At 45.4% G+C, this 19,173-nt stretch carries 16 protein-coding genes and 3 pseudogenes; 8 read left to right on the forward strand and 11 right to left on the reverse strand.

What is annotated here, in order from left to right; genetic code table 11:
- Positions 1 to 313: 313 nt before the first annotated feature.
- The 3 genes from DW205_RS21100 to DW205_RS21110 form a co-directional block, all read right to left on the reverse strand.
- Entirely contained in the window at positions 314 to 1,579 is a 1,266-nt protein-coding gene (locus tag DW205_RS21100; protein ID WP_121963151.1) for a DNA methylase, read from the reverse strand.
- 1 nt (position 1,580) lies between these two features.
- Positions 1,581 to 3,248, reverse strand: a complete 1,668-nt coding sequence (gene ltrA, locus DW205_RS21105) for a group II intron reverse transcriptase/maturase (RefSeq protein ID WP_005802296.1) — start codon at positions 3,246 to 3,248, stop codon at positions 1,581 to 1,583.
- A 659-nt stretch (positions 3,249 to 3,907) separates the two neighbouring features.
- Positions 3,908 to 4,300, reverse strand: a complete 393-nt coding sequence (locus tag DW205_RS21110; protein ID WP_370016585.1) for a hypothetical protein — start codon at positions 4,298 to 4,300, stop codon at positions 3,908 to 3,910.
- Between the two features lie 332 nt (positions 4,301 to 4,632).
- Between DW205_RS21110 and DW205_RS21115 the strand changes: the two genes are divergently transcribed.
- Genes DW205_RS21115 through DW205_RS21125 form a run of 3 tightly spaced genes read left to right on the forward strand, consistent with a single transcriptional unit; the run spans position 4,633 to position 7,646 of the window.
- Positions 4,633 to 5,853 (forward strand): site-specific integrase, encoded by a 1,221-nt coding sequence (locus tag DW205_RS21115; RefSeq protein ID WP_121963153.1) that lies wholly within the window; start codon positions 4,633 to 4,635, stop codon positions 5,851 to 5,853.
- 4 nt (positions 5,854 to 5,857) lie between these two features.
- Positions 5,858 to 7,126 carry a site-specific integrase gene (locus tag DW205_RS21120; RefSeq protein ID WP_106070070.1) on the forward strand — a complete coding sequence of 423 codons (1,269 nt, stop codon included), beginning with the start codon at positions 5,858 to 5,860 and terminating at the stop codon, positions 7,124 to 7,126.
- 52 nt (positions 7,127 to 7,178) lie between these two features.
- A complete protein-coding gene (locus DW205_RS21125) occupies positions 7,179 to 7,646 on the forward strand; it encodes a DUF1896 domain-containing protein (protein ID WP_121963154.1) in 468 nt (155 codons plus the stop codon).
- Between the two features lie 9 nt (positions 7,647 to 7,655).
- Here DW205_RS21125 and DW205_RS22180 read toward each other — a convergent pair whose 3' ends face one another.
- Complete coding sequence (locus DW205_RS22180) at positions 7,656 to 7,817, reverse strand: hypothetical protein (protein WP_158557040.1); 162 nt, start codon at positions 7,815 to 7,817, stop codon at positions 7,656 to 7,658.
- A gap of 516 nt (positions 7,818 to 8,333) precedes the next feature.
- Here DW205_RS22180 and DW205_RS21130 point away from each other — a divergent pair.
- From DW205_RS21130 to DW205_RS21150, 4 genes are all read left to right on the forward strand, one after another.
- Positions 8,334 to 8,603, forward strand: coding sequence for a helix-turn-helix domain-containing protein (locus DW205_RS21130; protein WP_106070072.1), 270 nt, complete (start codon positions 8,334 to 8,336; stop codon positions 8,601 to 8,603).
- A 3-nt stretch (positions 8,604 to 8,606) separates the two neighbouring features.
- A complete protein-coding gene (locus tag DW205_RS21135; protein ID WP_121963155.1) occupies positions 8,607 to 8,921 on the forward strand; it encodes a helix-turn-helix domain-containing protein in 315 nt (104 codons plus the stop codon).
- Positions 8,909 to 9,415 (forward strand): DUF3408 domain-containing protein, encoded by a 507-nt coding sequence (locus tag DW205_RS21140; RefSeq protein WP_121963156.1) that lies wholly within the window; start codon positions 8,909 to 8,911, stop codon positions 9,413 to 9,415. The genes DW205_RS21135 and DW205_RS21140 overlap by 13 nt, the downstream gene beginning before the upstream one ends.
- Positions 9,416 to 9,621: 206 nt before the next feature.
- Positions 9,622 to 10,041: a hypothetical protein gene (locus DW205_RS21150; protein WP_121963157.1), complete on the forward strand. Its 420-nt coding sequence runs from the start codon at positions 9,622 to 9,624 to the stop codon at positions 10,039 to 10,041.
- A gap of 16 nt (positions 10,042 to 10,057) precedes the next feature.
- On the opposite strand, the gene DW205_RS21155 is transcribed toward DW205_RS21150, so the two are convergent.
- From DW205_RS21155 to DW205_RS21165, 3 genes and pseudogenes are all read right to left on the reverse strand, one after another.
- A complete protein-coding gene (locus DW205_RS21155) occupies positions 10,058 to 10,537 on the reverse strand; it encodes a hypothetical protein (protein WP_121963158.1) in 480 nt (159 codons plus the stop codon).
- A 1-nt stretch (position 10,538) separates the two neighbouring features.
- Positions 10,539 to 10,853 (reverse strand): annotated as a pseudogene (locus DW205_RS21160) (peptidase domain-containing ABC transporter); the annotation flags it as partial.
- A gap of 232 nt (positions 10,854 to 11,085) precedes the next feature.
- On the reverse strand, positions 11,086 to 12,237 hold the full coding sequence (locus DW205_RS21165) for an IS110 family transposase (protein WP_121963159.1): 1,152 nt from the start codon (positions 12,235 to 12,237) through the stop codon (positions 11,086 to 11,088).
- 239 nt (positions 12,238 to 12,476) lie between these two features.
- Between DW205_RS21165 and DW205_RS21170 the strand changes: the two genes are divergently transcribed.
- On the forward strand, positions 12,477 to 13,442 hold the full coding sequence (locus DW205_RS21170; RefSeq protein ID WP_121963160.1) for a CfxA family broad-spectrum class A beta-lactamase: 966 nt from the start codon (positions 12,477 to 12,479) through the stop codon (positions 13,440 to 13,442).
- Positions 13,443 to 13,534: 92 nt separating this feature from the next.
- On the opposite strand, the gene DW205_RS21175 is transcribed toward DW205_RS21170, so the two are convergent.
- The 4 genes and pseudogenes from DW205_RS21175 to DW205_RS21195 form a co-directional block, all read right to left on the reverse strand.
- The gene (locus tag DW205_RS21175; RefSeq protein WP_004339684.1) at positions 13,535 to 14,938 is read right to left on the reverse strand and encodes a hypothetical protein; all 1,404 of its coding nucleotides are present in this window, start codon (positions 14,936 to 14,938) and stop codon (positions 13,535 to 13,537) included.
- A gap of 283 nt (positions 14,939 to 15,221) precedes the next feature.
- Positions 15,222 to 16,337 (reverse strand): DUF6371 domain-containing protein, encoded by a 1,116-nt coding sequence (locus DW205_RS21180; protein WP_004292742.1) that lies wholly within the window; start codon positions 16,335 to 16,337, stop codon positions 15,222 to 15,224.
- Positions 16,338 to 16,340: 3 nt separating this feature from the next.
- Positions 16,341 to 16,976: pseudogene (locus DW205_RS21185) on the reverse strand (helix-turn-helix domain-containing protein); the annotation flags it as partial.
- 637 nt (positions 16,977 to 17,613) lie between these two features.
- Positions 17,614 to 19,173 (reverse strand): annotated as a pseudogene (locus DW205_RS21195) (DNA methylase); the annotation flags it as partial.

The following is a 19,173-nucleotide window of genomic DNA, read 5'->3' on the forward strand; positions in this document are numbered from 1 at the left end:
GTATTTCCCATTCGTGTTCTATTTAGCTCCTTATTATGAGTATGTAGCAAGTTGCTTATCAAATTCAGCCTCTTTGAGGGTCAAATATGGTTTTGCAAATGGTGACTGACAAGACATAAACAAGGTCAGCAGGATTTTTTACATAAATGGACATGAATGTATATAACCTAAAATAAGAATAAATTTTAATAAGGGCTGCCCAAAAAGAAAAAAAATGCAGTTGCCATCCTACAGATACTTGCAGAAAGGATAAAATTTACTTTTAGACCTTTTGGGATAGCCCTTATTAATACTTCAGATAAAATTCCTAAGGTTATATTTTCAATCCTTTGGACCGGGTTTCCTCCTTGGCATACAGCCCCGGATGCCCAGTTATGGTGTGATTGGCGATAATACTTTCCGATGGATTGCGTATTTGCGGTGATGTATCTTCGGGATATTGCCTGATACCGTTTCGCACACCTTTCGCTTCCGGTTTGACCTGTTGCCCTTCATGCTCCTTTTCGGTGATTTCGGGTGTAGGCGGCGCAAGTTCCAGCTGTATCTTGCGGTCAAGGGCGGCAAGTTCGGACTTCAACTGTTTCAGTTCTTCCTCCTTCTTCCACACCTTGCCTGCTATCTCCTGCAACTGCGGTATCTCACGTTCCAAGACCTCATTCTTCGCTTTATACTGGTCGATGATGGAGGGGATTCTCTCAATCGCGTTGAGGAAGTTGCGGGCGGCGGCCAACGGGTCAGCCAGCGCCAGATGCCCGTTGTTGTAGGTGTACTTGTAGTTCCCCTCGACCACGAAGCGGTTGTCGGTAAACTCCAATCCCTCTTTGAGTATCCTTTCGCTGACCACCTTTATCGGGAAACCGTAAAACTCTCCAACCTGCGTGTACAACCCTCCGGTCGTGGCATTCTTGGCTATCTCCTGCAAACGCTTTCCGATGACTTTCTCATCGGCGGAATCCACTCCGTCCACCTTTATTATATTAAGGTGATTGCCCTCCTTGTCGGTCTGCACCACAGAGAGGAAGCGGTTCCAGTCCTCCGTCATGGCATCTATGAAAGCTGTGTTGTTGCCCAGCTCGCGGGTCTTCGATTCCAGCTTGAACTCCGAATCACGCTTGCCCTTGTTGAACGACTTGCGTTCCCCTTCGAGCGAGGCGATACGTTTTTCCAGTTTCGCCTTGTCCAGCAGGTCGGTGTTGCCGGATAGCAACGCCATATATTCCGAGAAGTTCATGCCCGATTTCTCGTCCATTGCCCCCTCGTCGATGGTACGCGCTTCCATAGCACCGCTTTTAAGCTGGCTGATGAAAGTCTGCTTGCAGTGCAGGAGGTTGAACTTGTAACTGTCCAGTGATTTTTCCACCGCGTAGATTATTACGTCCACGTTGTTCCCGGCGAAATGCTTGGCTATCTCGTTGCCTGCTCTAACTCCCCGTCCGTCACGCTGTTGCAGGTCGGACGGTCGATCGGGTAGGTCAAGAGCATTACTGCTCTCTTCCCCCCTCAGAACCGTACATGAGAGTTTCCCCTCATACGGCTCAAGCTTTTCTAAGTCTCTGTTCATGTATAGAGACCGGCTCATACTACTTCTTGTTGTCATTAGATTTACGGGATAGTTTGAAACATTCATCATGAACTAACAAATTACACTTCCGCCCACTTTGAACGGTTGGCATCACATTCCATGCCTTATGCGTATTAATAGGTTCACCACATATCGGACATCTTCTTCCTTGCTTTTCCCATAGGTAAAGCAGGGATTTACGTCCTTTCAGCGTTACAAGCATTTTTGACTTCACTCTTTTGTGGAAGTACAAGCGGCAATTTGCATCAAACGGATTCATATCCCCTTTTATTTGTGTATATTGCAGGAAATGGAATGACGAAGTAAGCGTCAACAATGTGAGTTGATCTTCTTTGCCGTTTGATTTTTTAAATTTAGCCGCAAAAGTCCAGTTGTTTCCTCGGATGTTATGCCAATAGCGGTCTTTAATCCACCGTTTCCCTTTCTTGGAGTGGCGACGTTTAGCCCATTGCCATAGGGCGAGGAATATCTGATGGTCAATTCTGTGAAATGAATCACGTGTCGCACCATGTTGATAATAGGCTCCCCAACCTCGGATTTTAGCGTTCAACATTCTGATTAATGATTCCTGCTTACAACCTTTGTTGCCTTTGATTACCTTACGAATATTCTCCATAAAGCGTTTCTCTGCTTTCATGGTTGGCTTGGTCAATATTTCCTTGCCGTATTTGCGGATATTGAACCCAAGAAAATCGAAACCGTCACGTACATTGGTTATTACCGTCTTTTCCTCTGAAAGTGATAATCCTCTTTCAGCCATAAAGTCAGCCACTAATGGTTTGATTTCGTTTTCAAGCGTCTCACGGTTCTCACAGGTGATGATAAAATCATCCGCATATCGTACAAGGTTCACCATTGGGGAATAATGTTTTCCTTTTATGGTTCTTCTCTTGTACTTATCTGCAAGAACTTTCTGCAAACCGTCCAACGTCATATTGGCAAGCGTCGGAGAGATTATGCCGCCTTGCGGTGTCCCCTCCTCGGTCGGGAACATCTGTTTGTTGAAGACATAGCCACATTTGAGCCATTTATGGAGCATCGCCTTATCCATAGGGATATTGGCAAGTAGCCATTTGTGGCTGATATGGTCGAAGCATCCTTTTATGTCACCCTCCAAAATCCATTCTGGGGAATAGCCTTTTCGGAGAATGTTATGACATTGCTGTACCGCATCCATGCAACGGCGCTCTTTGCGGAAGCCATATGAACGAATATCGGCAGTGGTTTCAGCCACTGGTTCTAATGCCATAAGATAAAGTGCCTGCATAGCCCTGTCTTTCAACGTTGGTATTCCCAACGGGCGCAGTTTACCATTACTCTTTTTGATGTGTACTCTTCTCAGTGGCTTTGGCTGATAGCCTCTGCGTTTGAGTTGAATTATTGCTTGCGTTTTTGCTTCGGGTTTCTCCCATGTTTCCATGTCAACCCCGGGGGTATTTCCACCTCCGTTAGAAGTAACCCTCTTTACAGCTAAGGCTTTTGCGTAAAAAGAGTGGGTCAGCGTCCACTGTAAGGCTTTTACCTTATTGTGTTTGCTTTCCTTCTGAGCCTTTACAATACGTGCTTGTAGCTTTCTAACAGACAGTTCTGCCTTGACCCAGTCAATACTGTCCCAAGACGTTAGCTGATTGTCAGCAGGCGCACACGATGTTTTGTTTTCGTTCATTTGCTTTCCTCCTTTGAAAAGTTCTAAAAGTTAATTGTAAAGAATCACCATTTGACGATATTCGAGTTAATTGCCTCCCGAATACTGTCACAGAAGTCTGCCCACTTTCGTGGTAGGTTGATGTTGTCCCTTCCATCACGTGGTAGGTGGCTCAAACCCTATTCACTCCATTACAGAGCGACATTCGCTTTTTCTGTTATCTTATACCTGCACACCATTCAGCTTCCATTGCTGTCAGCTTACCTGCCGCGTTTACATGACAGGAGATATACAGGCTTACCATGTTTCACATAGATAACTAACGGATAGGTTAGGTTCTGTCTCATCCTCCGGCGGTGCTTATATCCGTGTAATCCTACCATGGAGAGGATTAACCGACCGCATCCCATTTTGGGCAGAGTGTACCAGTATCTTACACTCATTTACGACATTACGAAGTTTAACTAACAGTTCGCTTACGCTAACCATACTATCCAGCCTTGCCACTCTATGGTATGATACTAACCATACTTGACTTCCCCTCACGGTTCTGTCTTGTCTTACGAAAGTGTACTTTGTCCCAACCGCTTAATACAACATTAAGGTGCATCGGTGGTAGGCTACCGTTGACGGAACAACGGGTTAAAGCTGATACTTGAAAGTATCATTCTAACAATTATCTATGCGACTTCATGTCGCACCCACGGCGTATCAAGATGATGAATTGCCACACACCGTTTCTGTGCGTTCACACCCGTTCCGAGCATGGAGGTGGAGCCGAACAGCACACGCACCGTCCCGGCGTTCATGGCATCTATCACCGCCTTCCGAGCCTTGTCGGTCTTGCACTCCTGAATGAAGCGCACCTCGCTTGGCGGTATGCCGTAGTCCTCCGTCAGTTTGCGCTTGATTTCCGAATAGACGTTCCACCCATCGCCCGGCTGGTAAGTCCCCAAGTCAGAGAAAACGAACTGCGTGCCTTTCTGCGCGTCGTATTTTTGATAATACTCCGCGATTATTTTGGCACAGTGGCTCGCCTTGTTGTCGGGGTGGTCTTCGTAATGCGGGTCTATCATGCGCATGTCGAGTGCCATCTTCCGGGCATAATCAGTCATTAAGAATTAAGGGAAACAGGAGGAGTTATAGGGAATGTAACTATTTGAAATAGTACTATTTAGCATTCCTCTGCTATTTTGATGGTAAGCGAAAACGAGCATCAAACGGCAGGAGTTCCGTTACCAAATCGTAACCCATCAGGGAAAAAGCAAAAAGGGGTTACAAATTGAATGTAAACAACTGTGTCATAGGTTTTTATTCATCATCTTTCATTTTTCTGCATCGCTGGGGAATACTTGTTTATCTGTACCTTTGCAAGCAAAGGAAATTTAGAAAAAACGACAGAAAAATGAAGGAAAACAAACTGAAAGTATCGTTCTTCGTTCAGGCGAAACGAACCGACAAGAAAGGACTTGTGCCTGTCATCGGGCGCATCTCAGTAGGCAGAACCCATTCAGGCTTCTCCACCAAGTGCAAAACTCCGCTCGCTCTTTGGAACAGCCGCAAGCAAAGGCTTATCGGCAAGAGTGCAATGGCGGTGTCCGTCAATCAGAAACTCGGTGAATGCACCGCACTCATCCACACACGCTTTCACGAACTCAGTGAAAGGAAAGAAACTTTCACCGCCACAGACGTGAGGGATGCCTATCAAGGACAAATCTACCACCAAGCCTTGCTCTTGGAGAGTTTCGGGGAGTATCTCACACAGACAAAGGAGCGTATAGGCATTGATAGAGCTTTAAAGACATTCAAACTCCGTACCTACCAGTTCTCCCTGCTCCGTGAGTATGTACAAAAGAAGCACAAGGTAAGAGACATTCCCCTTTCACAGTTGGACAAAGCCTTTATCGAGGGTTTTGAGTATTATCTTACCATCGACCGCAGACTGAAACGCAGCAGCATATCGAGTGCCTTATCCACCTTGCAGACCATCGTCCGCATGGCGGTGAAGAAAGGTGTGCTGGACTTTTATCCGTTCTTGGGCTACAGTTACGAGCGACCAAAGGGTGAACCTCGAAGTATTACGCAGGAAGAACTTGAGCGCATCATCGACTTGGAGATTAAATGGGAGAACTATCGTATTGTCCGTGATTTGTTCGTCTTTTCTTGCTTTTCAGGGCTTGCCATCTCCGATGTCCGCAATCTGAGAGAGGAAAACATTGTCTTGGAAGAAGGCGAACTCTGCATCAAGGGCAGGCGAATAAAAACCAAGACACCATATCGTGTACAAGTACTTCCTCCTGCTTGGGCGATAATAGAGCGGTACAGGGGAAAGCGTGCAGGCTTTGTATTTGATGTCCCTACTACTGACATTATTCTCAATGGCATGCACTACATACAGAGAAACATCGGCATGGAAAGCCCACTAACCTTCCACATGGCTCGCCACACCTTTGCTTCGCTTATCACACTCTCGGCAGGTGTACCTATCGAAACGGTGAGCCGTATGCTCGGACACACAAATTTGAGAACAACACAGGTATATGCAGCTGTTTCCTCCGAGAGAATCCATCGGGACATGCAGGAAGTGCAACAACGCATACAAGATACATTCACCTTAAGATTTTGACATCATGGCACGAAGTACATTTAAGACGCTCTTTTATATCAACCGTTCCAAAGAGAAGAAGAACGGCAAATGCCCGATTATGGGACGCATCACCATAGACGGAGAACAAGTACAGTACAGCACGGGAAAGGAAATCGCTCCCGAACTTTGGGACAGTCGTAAGGGACGATGCAAGGGAACAGATGAAGAAACAAAGGAAATCAACCGCTATTTACAAAGCAAAGAGGACCAAGCCAAAGCGAAGTATCAAGAATTAGTCTGGCAACGTGGCTATATTACCGCTGAGTTGTTGAAGCGTGAACTCATGGAAGAAGACAAGCCCAAAGGTTTTCTTATGGAGGAAGCACGACTTTTCATAGAGGAAAAGCGTCCTTGCGTAGGAATAACGGTAGCCAAGCCGACCTTTGCCAACTACATCTATGCCACACAACTCATTGAGGCTTATTTGCGTGAACGCTTGGGGCTAGAGGATATTCGCTACTCATCGCTTGACTATGGTTTTATCGAAGGGATGGACTTCTACCTTAAATCAGAGCGCAACCTTTCTCTTGCCACTATTCAGGTAGCGGTCATCTTCCTTAGAAAACTCATCGGCATCGGTCAGCAGAAGAAGTATATCCGCATCGACCCTTTTGCGGACTACAAGGCGGAACTACCACACCGAACACGCAGGTATCTCACAACCGAGGAACTGCAACGGGTATTACAAACGCCCATTATTGACAAGCAGTTCGAGAGAGCAAGGCAACTATTCCTTTTCTGCGCCTTCACAGGACTGGCTCGTGTGGACATGCAACGGCTCAAACCAAAACACATCATCCATAATGCAGACGGCACAGAGGAAATCCGCATCAAAAGGCAGAAAACCAATGTGGAAGCGATTATCCCACTCCTGCCCATTGCCAAGCAAATCCTTTCGCTCTATATCAAGGATAAGAAAGCGGACGATTTAATATTCCCCAATCTTACAATAAGGAAAGCATCCTTTGCGTGTGTGAACATCGGGCAGATATGCTGGATAGATAAGGGCTTGACCTTTCACATGGCTCGCCACACATTCTCAACCACGATTTGCCTTTCCAATGGTATTTCGATGGAAACGCTCAGCAAAATGCTCGGACACAGCAATATAGGTACGACACAAATCTACGGAAAGATAACCGACCACAAGATACAAGAGGATATGACTGCACTCACCGATAGAGAGCATTCAGCCTTTGAAGGCTATTGTGAGTCAATCGCAAGGCAGAGTGCAGTGCAGCAACAAGGATAAAAAGGAAGTAATTGCCAAACATTTATTATTCACGATTGAAAACCAAACTATTATGAAAGAGAACAACAAACAGGAACTTTCTTACTTTCGATTGAAATTAAGAAGTTACATAAGTGAGCATCACCCCGAAAGATTGCAAGATACGGAGTTTATCAATGCACGGGCAGATATGGCTCTCACAACTTACTGTGATGCCCTGGCGCAGGGTTTCACACATCCCGAAGCGGAGAGCATGGCAAGCGAAGTCTTGTATCAGGGCTTGTACTTTTCCAAGTATGACACGCTTGTATCTGTATTGGAGGATGAGTTTGAAAAGGAACTGCCAATGCCACTTCCCGAAAGACTCGCACCTATACTGTTGTCGAACAAGGCTATTCAAGCCACATTCGACCAATTCGGTTTGACGGACACATTTGCTTCTGACGAGCAATACGACCGTCTTTATACCGAACTCACAGGCACGATAGTGCTGCTCAGCGAGAGCAATAATCTGCCGACAGTAGGTCAGACGGACAGATAAAACGTTTGTTTACACTTTATAAACAGCCTTATGCAAAGCCCCTGAAGCCGTAATCGGTCGGGCAAAGATATGGCAGTTGCCTTCACTTTCTTGCAAGGTCAAGTCCTGCTGATGGAGCGAAAAATCTCCACCGCAGGGCTTTTCTCTTCTATCTGTCAAGGCCGTTTTCATTCAAGCTTATTTTTTTTGTACGGTTGTATTTTTCGCTCCAACCTTGCGAAAGTAGGCTGACCGCCAAAGAGAAATGCCCGAACGAATACGGCATACTCAGGCTCTTTGGACGCAAGCGATGAAATAAGCATTCTACCTGTCAATCGTACGGACGATTTATCTATCTAACCACAGAGAGATAGATAATTCTTACGTTCATCCAAACGGTCTATCGTTCGAACTATCTATTTATCGAACTATCGGACAATCGATATGTCGAATTGTCGAACTCTCGCGAGTTACCTGCTTTCATTTTCGTTGATATGAAACGAACCGGCACCTCTTCTCATTACCGCAATAACACTGATGGATATCCTTTGGTCTTTTCTCTTGTTTTCTCTCTATTTCCCTGCTTATCCTCATTTCTTGCAGCGGTGCTTCCGAGGGTTTACTTTTGCACTCGACAAGTACGGCAATGGACTGCATAACAGCTTGTTTGCCGAGTAACAATAAAGTAATCAAAACAAAATCAAGGCAATGAAACTCATTATCATCGACCGCAAAGCGTGGGAGCGACACCACTCCGAATTTGCAGACTTTATCCATCGTGTAGAGAAGCTCATCGGCAATCCGCCCGAAACGGACGAATGGCTCGACAACGAAGCCGTGTGCAAGCGTTTGGGCATCAGCAAGCGTACCCTGCAATCATACAGAGATACGGGAAAAATCCCTTTCTCAATGATTGGACACAAGTGCTATTACAAGGAGAGCGACATCACGGAGTTACTGAACGCAAACAATGAATGAATTATGTCAGAGAATGAAATCATTACGCAGGAAGACCCTCAGATGCAGTTGTTTTCACAACTGATGGAAGGAATATTGAAGAAATTGGAGCGGTATTGCGCTACCGCCCGTCCGATGCTGGGCGGAGAGGTTTACCTCACTGGCGAGGAGGTTTGCAGCCAATTACGGCTCAGCACACGCACGCTCCAAGAGTACAGAAATGCAGGAACACTTCCTTTCTACAAAATCGGAGGGAAGATACTTTACAAACAAAGCGACATACAAACAATGCTTGAAAGGCATTATAACGCAATACCCAAGAAATTATGGCAAGAATAGATGAACAAAGGAAACAACGTCTGGAACAAGCCCTTCGAGATATGGGCAATTATGGCGTTAAGCTCCGCAAGCCCGAAGAGTTGCCCGATTTTGATCAGCCCATAGATTATGAAGAGGAAAAGAAAAGATTTGAGCCTGTTAAAGTTGAGGAACAAAATGACAAGGAGAGTCACAAGGACTATTCTCAACCGTCCTATCAAGAAACAGAGTTGTCACCAACGGAAAGGGCTACTTCTACCGAAGAGAATCATCAACGAATGGGAAAAACAAAGGACAGGAAGCAATTATCCGAGTTTCAGGGGAGATATCTCCAGCCCTTTCGCAACAGCCACCGCAAAGCTGTGTATGTATCAGAGGAAACTCAACGAAAGTTGGACTTCGTGGTGAGGAAAATCGGTGAGCAGGGAGCAAGCGTTTCAGGATATGTGGAGCAGGTGCTTCGAGAACATCTCGACCAATACAAAGATGATGTGGAAAGATGGCGGAAACTCTGAAGTACTGCATTCCTCGAATGCAAGCCTACGCCGAGTTACTGTATTCAGTGAATGCAGTAACACGGTATGGGCTTATAATTCCATTTTCTACATCAGCAAGGTGTGTCTTTGTGACACAAACTGCCATTTGTACCACAAAGACCCTTGCCCCGAAGGGGGATTAAATCACTCCAAAGTCGTGATTAGAAGAACAAAAATAAGAGAATATGGCAAGCGATAAATCAAGGAAAAGAGTAGCGAAAAAGTATGGTAATATGCCCGATAAGTGGGACGATTGGCACGTCCGTTTACCAGATCCGAAAGACCAAATACGAGTGATAGACCTCTATCACAAGTCAGGCGCAATGTCCAAGTCCGAGTTTGTGCGTGCAAGGTTATTAGGAGAGCATTTCAAGGTGATAACGGTGGATAAGTCTGCCGTGGAGTATTACCGCAAGCTCTCCGAACTCACAGCTCAAGTACATAAAATTGGCATAAACTACAATCAGGTGGTGCGCTTTCTCCACATCACCGGGAGGGGAACAACAACACAAACCCTGTTGCAGGAGCTTATCCATCTGACAAAAGAACTCACCGCCTTACAAGAACAGACGGTGAGTTTAACCATTAACTATCGAGAGAGATAAGGAATGTGTGATGGAATTAGATGTCCCCAAGCATTTTTTGCAGCAGATTGCCCGATGTTCGAGTTATCTGGAAATCCACCGTTTGGTTTTCTACAGTTTTTATGTCGGCTGACTTGAAACGGCATAGTGCTTCCTGGCGCTCCAATGTGTCACGGACAGAAGAAAGGTCTTGTATCTGTCCTACAAACGTTCTATATGGAGATTGCAGACAAATCATTTGTCCCTTCACTTTGTCTGGGCGTTTGTTCTCAAACTTAAGCAAGATGGTTATATTCGTGCTGTCCACTGGTGTAGTTGTCGTTTTGTGTATGGTAGCCGTACCCGAATATACTTGTTTATAGGGCAGGTAATAGGCTACAGCAAAAAGGCAGAGCAACACCATTCCGATGGCGGTAATGCCATAACGGATAAGCGAGGAGGGTATCTGTCCCACGATACTACGAACTTTTTCGCTACGCAGTTCAAAGTTCCGTTCTGGTTTCTTTTCTTCTTTCATATTAGTTGCCAAGTTCTAATTGATTCTTTACTAAGGCAAAATATTTACCACGTTTGGCTGTCAGTTCCTCGTGTGTACCTACCTCTACAATTTTACCTTCATCCAAAACTACAATTTGGTCGGCATCGCGAACAGTGGAAAGGCGGTGTGCCACTACTACAACTGTTTTTCCCTTGTAGAAATCCGAGAGGTTTTCTGTAATGGCTCGTTCATTGTTGGCATCGAGGGCATTGGTCGCTTCATCCAAGAAGACGAACATTGGATTCTTATAGACTACCCTTGCAATAAGGATGCGTTGTCGTTGCCCTTCCTCTATAAAACCGAAAAGAAATCGTCACAGAAGTAACTTAAACCAAAGGCTATGCTTATTATAGTACATACCGAGACTATGCAAGTCATTTGCTGACCTGCATGAAAAATGATACTTTCCTCTTCGAGCTTAACGCTCACACTGGGTTCCATCGCCAGTCATATCGTTGGTTAATTTATCATGACGAGGTCATATGCCATCACAAAGGTAGTAGCCTTCCCATGACTGGTATATTGCGTCATCCATTTGTTACGGATGCTTCGATTATGTTGTTGAAATCCTTATAGGATACACCGTCCTTCAAGATGTGCCATGCACAAATAAGCATTTTCCTTGCTATTGCTACTTGAACTTTCATTCTGTTTTTCTTTCTGACTTGTGTCTGGTGGTAGGAGAATCGGCTAAAAAAACAATTCTTGGTGCGACTTGCACCCCATGAGCATTGTATGATGGTTCGTCGAAGGTATCGGTTCCCATAAGTGATGCGGCGTGATTTAATAGTTTTGTTCGACTGATCATTGCGTGGCTTCAGTCCACTCCAGGAAGCGAGATGGTTGGCTGTTTCAAAGTGACTCATGTCGGTACCGATTTCTGCAATCAATGATGTGGCGGCCCTCATCTTCACTCCTGGAATTGTCTGTAAATTGTGCAACTGTGTCGAATACTCATTTTCGCAAATGGCCAGCATCTTGTCCATACACTCCTGTTTGTGTTGCTCTGCTAAGTCTATTTCTGCCTTGAGCTGCCGCATGATGTCTATGTCACATTCTGTAATGCTGCCAGTAAGCGAAGCGATTATAGTTTCCTTTCCATGGTGATTGATAATACGTCCGTGGATTTCCTCCACGAGCACATTGGGGTCAGTAACTCCTTCGCAGATTTTATCTATCACTGCCTTGTAGCTCACACTGTCCGTGTTAGATACATAGTTGCTCAGACGGATGTTACACCGCTGAACGGCTGCGTCCAACTTGGCAAGTTTGCGGATAATCTCATCATCGAGATCATAAATGCGCCGGTCGTACTGACGCAACTGTTGGATGCGTTCTGGAGGAACAAAACTACCGTTTACCAATTCCTTTAGCATGCACTCTGCAATCCATTGTGCATCCTTTACATCACTCTTGTGACCAGGCAATTGTTTAATGAAATAAGGGTTGATGAGTTTCAACTTGAAATGTGGCTCAAGAACTCGCCAAATAGGAACCCAATACACACTTGTGCTTTCCATACCGACTTCTAAAACGTGATGTGAGAGCATCAAATCACGCATTTCAATTAGTTCTGTAGTTAAAACACCAAATTTCTTCTCGTAAATTTCGCCTGTGCTACTCAAAATACAAAGATAAACACTATCTTTGTGCACGTCAAGGCCACATACCGTTCTCATAAGCCTCAATATTTTGGGTTAGACATGAATTTATCACCCCAAAGATACAAAAATGTGACGTAAGAGCACGATAATAGGCGAAAGAAGGTAGTGGTCTTGACATTTTTCAATCTCGAAGGAACTGTGTGGGGAGATTTCTTTTCAGTTTTTTATCTACACTGGCTTATAAATCGAGATTTTTATGTAAATTTGTCGGCAAATAAAGATATTCTCGTCAAACAAATATAAATAATATAAACATGGAAAAAAACAGAAAAAAACAAATCGTAGTTTTGAGTATAGCTTTAGTTTGCATTTTCATCTTGGTATTTTCATTGTTCCATAAATCAGCGACAAAAGATAGCGCAAATCCTCCTTTAACAAATGTTTTGACTGATAGCATTTCTCAAATTGTCTCAGCTTGTCCTGGCGAAATTGGTGTGGCGGTTATTGTTAATAACAGAGATACGGTTAAGGTCAATAATAAGAGTGTTTATCCTATGATGAGTGTGTTTAAGGTTCATCAGGCATTAGCTCTTTGTAATGACTTTGACAATAAAGGAATTTCACTTGATACCTTAGTAAATATAAATAGGGATAAACTTGACCCAAAGACTTGGAGTCCTATGCTGAAAGATTATTCAGGGCCAGTCATATCATTGACAGTGAGAGATTTGCTGCGTTATACTCTTACTCAGAGTGACAACAATGCAAGCAACCTTATGTTTAAGGATATGGTTAATGTCGCTCAAACAGATAGTTTTATAGCCACACTCATTCCTCGTTCAAGTTTTCAGATAGCTTATACGGAAGAGGAAATGTCGGCTGACCATAACAAGGCTTACTCTAACTATACATCTCCTCTTGGTGCTGCAATGTTGATGAATCGTTTGTTTACTGAAGGTCTTATCGATGATGAGAAACAAAGTTTCATTAAGAATATGTTAAAAGAATGCAAAACAGGTGTAGATAGGATAGCAGCTCCACTTCTTGATAAAGAAGGGGTTGTTATAGCGCATAAGACAGGTTCAGGTGATGTTAATGAAAATGGTGTTCTTGCAGCTCACAATGATGTTGCCTATATATGTCTGCCTAATAATATCAGTTATACCTTAGCGGTATTTGTTAAGGATTTCAAGGGAAATGAATCACAAGCGTCACAATATGTTGCGCATATATCAGCTGTAGTATATTCTTTATTAATGCAAACTTCAGTAAAATCTTAAACTGCACTTGCTTTGATAATTAATGATAAACAATCTAAAAGCACTCTAATCGTTATCGGAGTGCTTTTAGATTACTAATCAAATTGCTTCTATTATAATTTGAATCCTCTACTTTTTCTTTCTTCCTGTTGCGGCACTCTTGCTCCATATCTAAGCCTGTGCCATTGCTCCCTGAACCAGTCGGCAATCGGCTTCCTGTTTATTGTCAGGTTCAGCCTGCTTTCATCGTCAGGGTCATTTTCCACCCTTAAAATATCATCCTTTATATCAAAGTTCCGCCTGTGTTGCTCGGAATAGATTTTACCGCTACATTTCAGGGCTTCTTTTTTGACTATAAGACTTTCAGTCATTTCTTTAGAGAATCCCAGCATGGCACAAAACTTTTCCATGCGCAGCATTTCCCTGAACATCGGAAACCACCTGAAAGCCTTGTCTATGATTCTGGCGAGCCGTGACAGTTCTTTTTCTTTCATGTCAAGTTCCTGCCTGTGCATTTCTCTGAGATTGTGGATTTGCGTATCATGCTGTTTCTGCATCTGCTGTACTTGGCTCTGCAATTTTTCAATATTGGTGTTCCGTTTTGAAACCTCGTCTTGCAGTTTTTCGTTGGCACGTTCCAGTTCTTTCAGTTTTCCACTCCCGAAAAGAGAAGCAACTCCACTAGTTATGGCTGTCGCTGCCGTGGTGGCTGTCTTCTTTAACTTGTCAGTGCGTATTTCTGATTTCACCTGTTTCAGTTCCTGCTCGGCAAGATTTATCTGTTCTTCTTTGTGCCGTTTGGCTGCATCCATGCGTTGCAGTTCAGCTTTCTGCTTCTCAATGATAAAGTCGTTCCGTTCCAGATGCTCCTTACCAGTGACAGCCTTTGACTGCCCGCGTTCCATCAGCAGGATGTCGGATGCAAGGGTCTGCATCTGCATCATGTCATCGTCATTGAGCTTTCGGCTCTTTCCTGTTTCGTGGTTCATCCAGTCGAAAACGATATGGGCATGATAGTTCGGCTTGAACCATCTGTCCCCGACTTTGAAGCTTTCCCTGTCTTCCGCTTCCGGCTGACCGTTCAGCCAATGCCCTTCATCCTTGTGCAGGAAGATTTGCAGCGGTGTGATTCCCCAGCGTCTTTGACACTCCTCACCGAATTTACGCACGTCTGCCAGTGTGGTGTCCGACCTGACAAGCAGCACTCCTTCACGTATGGGGGAGCATCCCGCAATCTTGACTATTTTACCGTTCTTGCCTTTGCGTTCACGCTCCTTTTCCTGCATGGCACGTCCGGTCTTTTCCTTTACCATCTGTCTGATATTGTCATAATGCATCCGCAAATCCGGACTGCCGAAGTCGGGATTTATCCACTGCTCATTATCGGTGGAGAGTTCTGGAACCACATAGGTTCTGGACTCTCCGATGTGGCGCATGTATTCGGCAGTCCTCCTGTTGTGAGCCTCACTCGATGCGATATTGCAGGGCTTGATATGTATGCTTGATTTTGTTGCCATAGATACTTGTTTTTTGGGTTTGTACTTTATTGTTTGCTTTTCCGCTGTCCGTAAACGCATGGGGTTCTTAGGGGTGCAACCCATAAGCGGAGATTGCAAAGAGAGGGTCACTCTTTGCTCTGGGTTCTCAGGGGAGAAACGCCCTGAGTGGGTCATTAGGGTAAAACCCTAATCCCCTCGGGAGAGCCCACAACTACGTAAGCGGAGCGTGTAGTTATAGTGGGCTATATCAATGGCAAGCCATTGTCTGCAAACTCCAGCCTACGGCTTCCGCTCTCCTCCGTCAGGGAGGTTTTTCATCATCGTTGCCGATTGGAGATGCACCGACCAGCACAAGGTCTAAATCGTCTATCAGTTTTTGCAGGACGGGATTCTTCTCTATCATCCGCTGGAGGATTCTCTCAGCCTCGACCAAGTGGTTGGCTGTACTCATCACCTTGCCCTCCCGTATCTGAAAGATAATCCAATCGGCTATGTCGATATGGGCTTCTTTTTGTTTCGGGGTGGCATTCCTTTCGATGATGTCCGAAACCACCACCTTACAAAAGTACATGCTCTCGGCTCGCTGTTTCCACTCGGCATAAGCATCGGCATCGGGAAAGAGAAGCACGGTTCGCCCTGACAGTACACGGAGTTTCTCTTCTCTCATCTGACTCTTACCACCCGTAGCCAGCCATACATAATCGGGGAAGATAGCAGAACCGATAACGGCACTCTTCTCGGATTCCACCAAGACCACCACCTTGTCGGGATGCGTTTTCAACAAGTGTTCCCCGAAAAGGCATTGGGATAGTTGCCAATCCTCTGCCAACACACGCTGCTTTTTCAATATGCTGTGTATCCAGTTCACTGCCGATGTCTGTCCTCCCTTGATACGGTGTCCGTCTTCGGGATTGTACTGCATCACCTTTCCCGTGCGTACCTTGCCCGTCCTGTCTATCTGCCAAAAGATAACAGAGCCGTCACGGGTAGCCCCCAAACGGTATTCCTCCAACAACCGCTTCAACACCTCTTTCGCCTTGTCGCCATAGTAGGAAGTAAGGAGTGTGAAGAGGAAACGGAAGAAATTGCTACGCTCGCTTTGCGACTTCTCCACATAGTGAGGGGGAATATAGCCGATGGCTGTCGGCTTACTTTGCTGCTTCACTTTCTTCTGCTCTGCTCTTTGCCTGTCAAAAGAGAAATCATTGGTAGTTCTGTGTTCAGGATGCTCTTGAAAATACTCTTTCGGAGTGTAGTGATACCCACAACCGCTTTCGTGGTTACATCTGCCGACCGATGGATGCAACGGCACATTATTTTCGTCCACGTAATAGACGAAAGAATGCCTGTCTCCGCATTTGGGGCAGGTATGCCGTGTTGCCGTTCCTTTATACTTCTGTAATGAATAATTGCCCATAGCTTAGTCCGTTTTTGATGGTTGATTGTCGGCTGTCCCATCCTGTCCCATTGTCCCACACTCTAAGGGTTGGGACAGTGGGACACTTGGGACACCTGCGTTTTTACTCTCTTTGCTGCGCTGGATGATACGGTTTACGGTGGACTTGCCACAATTCACCTGTGAGGCTATCTCCCTGACGGACTTGCCCGATTGGGAGAGTTGCAGAATTTGGCAATCCCTTTGGCTTGATTCATTGTCGCCCAATTTTTTCAAGTGTTCCTTTTCCGTGGAATAGCCCCTGAACACGAACTGCAAGAAAGCATCCACCTTGTCAATCTCGTAAACGATTACATTATCCGCATCATGAGAGAACGTGCCATAGCGCACTTTAAGCTGCTTCACATAGCGAAGCCCTCCGTCTTGGGCACTTTTTCCAATGGTGAACACGCTGTCAAAGAAATTGTAGAGCCGTTTGCTTCCGGCAAGGTCGTTGGATGTGATGGGACAATCCAAAGAGCGTTTGGGCGTATGTGCCAGGACAAGGATAGAGAGCGCATATCTCTTTTTGAGATTGTTCAGCTGAATCATCAGCCGTCCTGCGGCATCGCCTTTCTCCATGGCGCAACACAGGTAGGTAAGATTGTCAATGATGAAAATGATTTTCCATTTTCACGAACAGGTCAATTATAAGAGAGAAATCGCCAAACGTCTTAAGGAAAAAGGAATAAGTGATGAGATTATAAAAGAGTGCCTGATTTAATGAATACTTTTCATAATATCGCAGATGTGTCAAAACTAAGATATTACTGTCACAGTCTTACAATCTAAAACTAAACCTCTCTTAAAGACAATGAAAAGAGGAAAGAGTCATATCAGCACTTGAATGCAGCGTTTGATATGGCTCTTTTATATTTAACAGTTACAATTAGTATTACCGGGCAGCCCCTATTTTAGTTTTGACGCATTCTCTTTTTGCATCTTTACCTTTTGTACCATCACCGACAGAACTCTTTTCTCATTTTACACATCAAAATGATTAATTATGAGCCTTTTTGATAGCATAATAACAACACTAAAACTTGAATAAATAAGTGCCAATAGAATTAGATGTGAATATTTTAAGGTGTATCTACAGTTTATTTCTCTAAAAATACACTGTTTTCATCAGAAAATATTATCTTTGCATTATCAATTTAAGTGCTCTTTGAAGTAATGCAGAATAAAGAAAGGGTAAGAAACTTGCTCGTTTCCAAATCGTAACCCATTTATCCTTTATTCATTCTTATTCTATTGATTATCTGAAAGATATAAATTTATTGAATCTTTTCCGGGCATAGTCCGTGGCGATAAGCATCTTCGCCTTTTCCTCCGTTTCCGAAAGCGGCAGTCTGCCCAACAGGGTGGCGTCGCCCGTCTTGGCGAATTGCATCAGCTTCTGTATGAAGTCCTCCTGCTCCGGCGTGGGCGGTATGTGGTGCAGTATCTCGTTTTTGTTGGGACGGTCCACGCCCACATCCTCCGCCGTGCGGTAGTCCGTGATTTCATTATAGAAGGCGGCAAGCTCCGGCACTTTGATGAAGTAGCGGAAACGCTCCTTCTGCACCACGTTGTTCGTCACGTTGAACTCAAAATCCGTTGTCTTCTTGGCAAATATCGCCGACCACGCATCAAAACATCGAATGTCCTGCCGTTCCAGCTCCTTCGGGCGCAGGTACTTGAACAGCAGGTACAGCTCAGTCAGCGAGTTGCTGATAGTCGTGCCGGAGAGGAAGGTCGCCCCCAAGTCCTTGCCCGTGCGCTCCTGTATGGTGCGGATAGCAAAGAGCATGTTCAGTGCCTTCTGGCTTCCCTCGCTGTTCCCCAATCCCGCCACACGGTCGTGGCGCGTGTTGAAAGTCAGATTCTTGAACTGGTGCGATTCATCAATGAAAATGTGGTCGATGCCCATCTGCTTGAAGTCCACCACGTCGTCCGTGCGTGACTTTATGGCGTGTTCCACCTTCTCCAATTTCGCTTCAAGGTTATGCTTGCGCTTCTCCAGACCTTTCAGCATCGCCCGCGATACGTTCTTTCCCTGCTGGCGCAGCACTTCGAGGTTTTCCTCCACCGTGTCAAGCTCCGCTTGCAGGATGCGCTGCTGCAACTCCGGCGACTGCGGTATCTTGCCGAACTGGTCGTGCGACATAATGACACAATCGTAGTCGTTGTTCTTGATGTTGTTGAAGAAACGCACGCGGTTGGCGGTCGAAAAGTCTTTCTCCGAAGCGTACAGAATCCTCGCGTTGGGATATGCCGCTTGATAGGTGGCGGCAATCTCCGCAACATTGGCTTTCAGCCCGATAATCATCGGCTTGTGCGCCAAGTTCAGACGCTTCATTTCATGCGCGGCGATGCACATTATCAGCGTCTTGCCGGTTCCAACCTCGTGGTCACAAATTCCGCCGCCGTTCTGTTTCAGCATCCAGACGCAATCCATCTGCGAGGGATAGACGCTCCTGATGCCCCGGCTTGCCAGCCCTTTCAGATTGAGGTCGGGAAAAGTCTGATGCGAGCCGTCATACTTCGGGCGCACGAAACAGTTGAACTTGCGGTTATACATCGTCGTCAGCCGCTCCTTGAACTGTGGCGACTGCTCTTCGAGCCATTCGGAGAAGCCGTTTCGTATCTCGTCAATCTTGGCGTTGGCGAGCTGTATTCCCTCGCTGTCGCGCACCTTGATGTCGTTGCCATGCTCGTCCCTGCCGATGGACTTCATCATGTCGGGACAGGTGTTGTGCAGGGCGTGTTTCAGAAGGTGCATGCCGTCATAGTTACGGTAATACCCCTTCACCAGAAACTCGTCCGTGATTTTCAT

The sequence above is a fragment of the Parabacteroides sp. AM17-47 genome, assembly GCF_003434625.1.
Taxonomy (GTDB): domain Bacteria; phylum Bacteroidota; class Bacteroidia; order Bacteroidales; family Tannerellaceae; genus Parabacteroides; species Parabacteroides distasonis.

Coding starts and splice junctions, on each gene's coding strand:
- DW205_RS21130 (WP_106070072.1), top strand. CDS start 8,334: ATGAAACTCATTATCATCGACCGCAAAGCGTGGGAGCGACACCACTCC.
- DW205_RS21115 (WP_121963153.1), top strand. CDS start 4,633: ATGAAGGAAAACAAACTGAAAGTATCGTTCTTCGTTCAGGCGAAACGA.
- ltrA (WP_005802296.1), bottom strand. CDS start 3,248: ATGAACGAAAACAAAACATCGTGTGCGCCTGCTGACAATCAGCTAACG.
- DW205_RS21120 (WP_106070070.1), top strand. CDS start 5,858: ATGGCACGAAGTACATTTAAGACGCTCTTTTATATCAACCGTTCCAAA.
- DW205_RS21165 (WP_121963159.1), bottom strand. CDS start 12,237: ATGAGAACGGTATGTGGCCTTGACGTGCACAAAGATAGTGTTTATCTT.
- DW205_RS21150 (WP_121963157.1), top strand. CDS start 9,622: ATGGCAAGCGATAAATCAAGGAAAAGAGTAGCGAAAAAGTATGGTAAT.
- DW205_RS22180 (WP_158557040.1), bottom strand. CDS start 7,817: ATGAAAACGGCCTTGACAGATAGAAGAGAAAAGCCCTGCGGTGGAGAT.
- DW205_RS21125 (WP_121963154.1), top strand. CDS start 7,179: ATGAAAGAGAACAACAAACAGGAACTTTCTTACTTTCGATTGAAATTA.
- DW205_RS21140 (WP_121963156.1), top strand. CDS start 8,909: ATGGCAAGAATAGATGAACAAAGGAAACAACGTCTGGAACAAGCCCTT.
- DW205_RS21170 (WP_121963160.1), top strand. CDS start 12,477: ATGGAAAAAAACAGAAAAAAACAAATCGTAGTTTTGAGTATAGCTTTA.
- DW205_RS21155 (WP_121963158.1), bottom strand. CDS start 10,537: ATGAAAGAAGAAAAGAAACCAGAACGGAACTTTGAACTGCGTAGCGAA.
- DW205_RS21180 (WP_004292742.1), bottom strand. CDS start 16,337: ATGGGCAATTATTCATTACAGAAGTATAAAGGAACGGCAACACGGCAT.
- DW205_RS21175 (WP_004339684.1), bottom strand. CDS start 14,938: ATGGCAACAAAATCAAGCATACATATCAAGCCCTGCAATATCGCATCG.
- DW205_RS21100 (WP_121963151.1), bottom strand. CDS start 1,579: ATGAGCCGGTCTCTATACATGAACAGAGACTTAGAAAAGCTTGAGCCG.
- DW205_RS21135 (WP_121963155.1), top strand. CDS start 8,607: ATGTCAGAGAATGAAATCATTACGCAGGAAGACCCTCAGATGCAGTTG.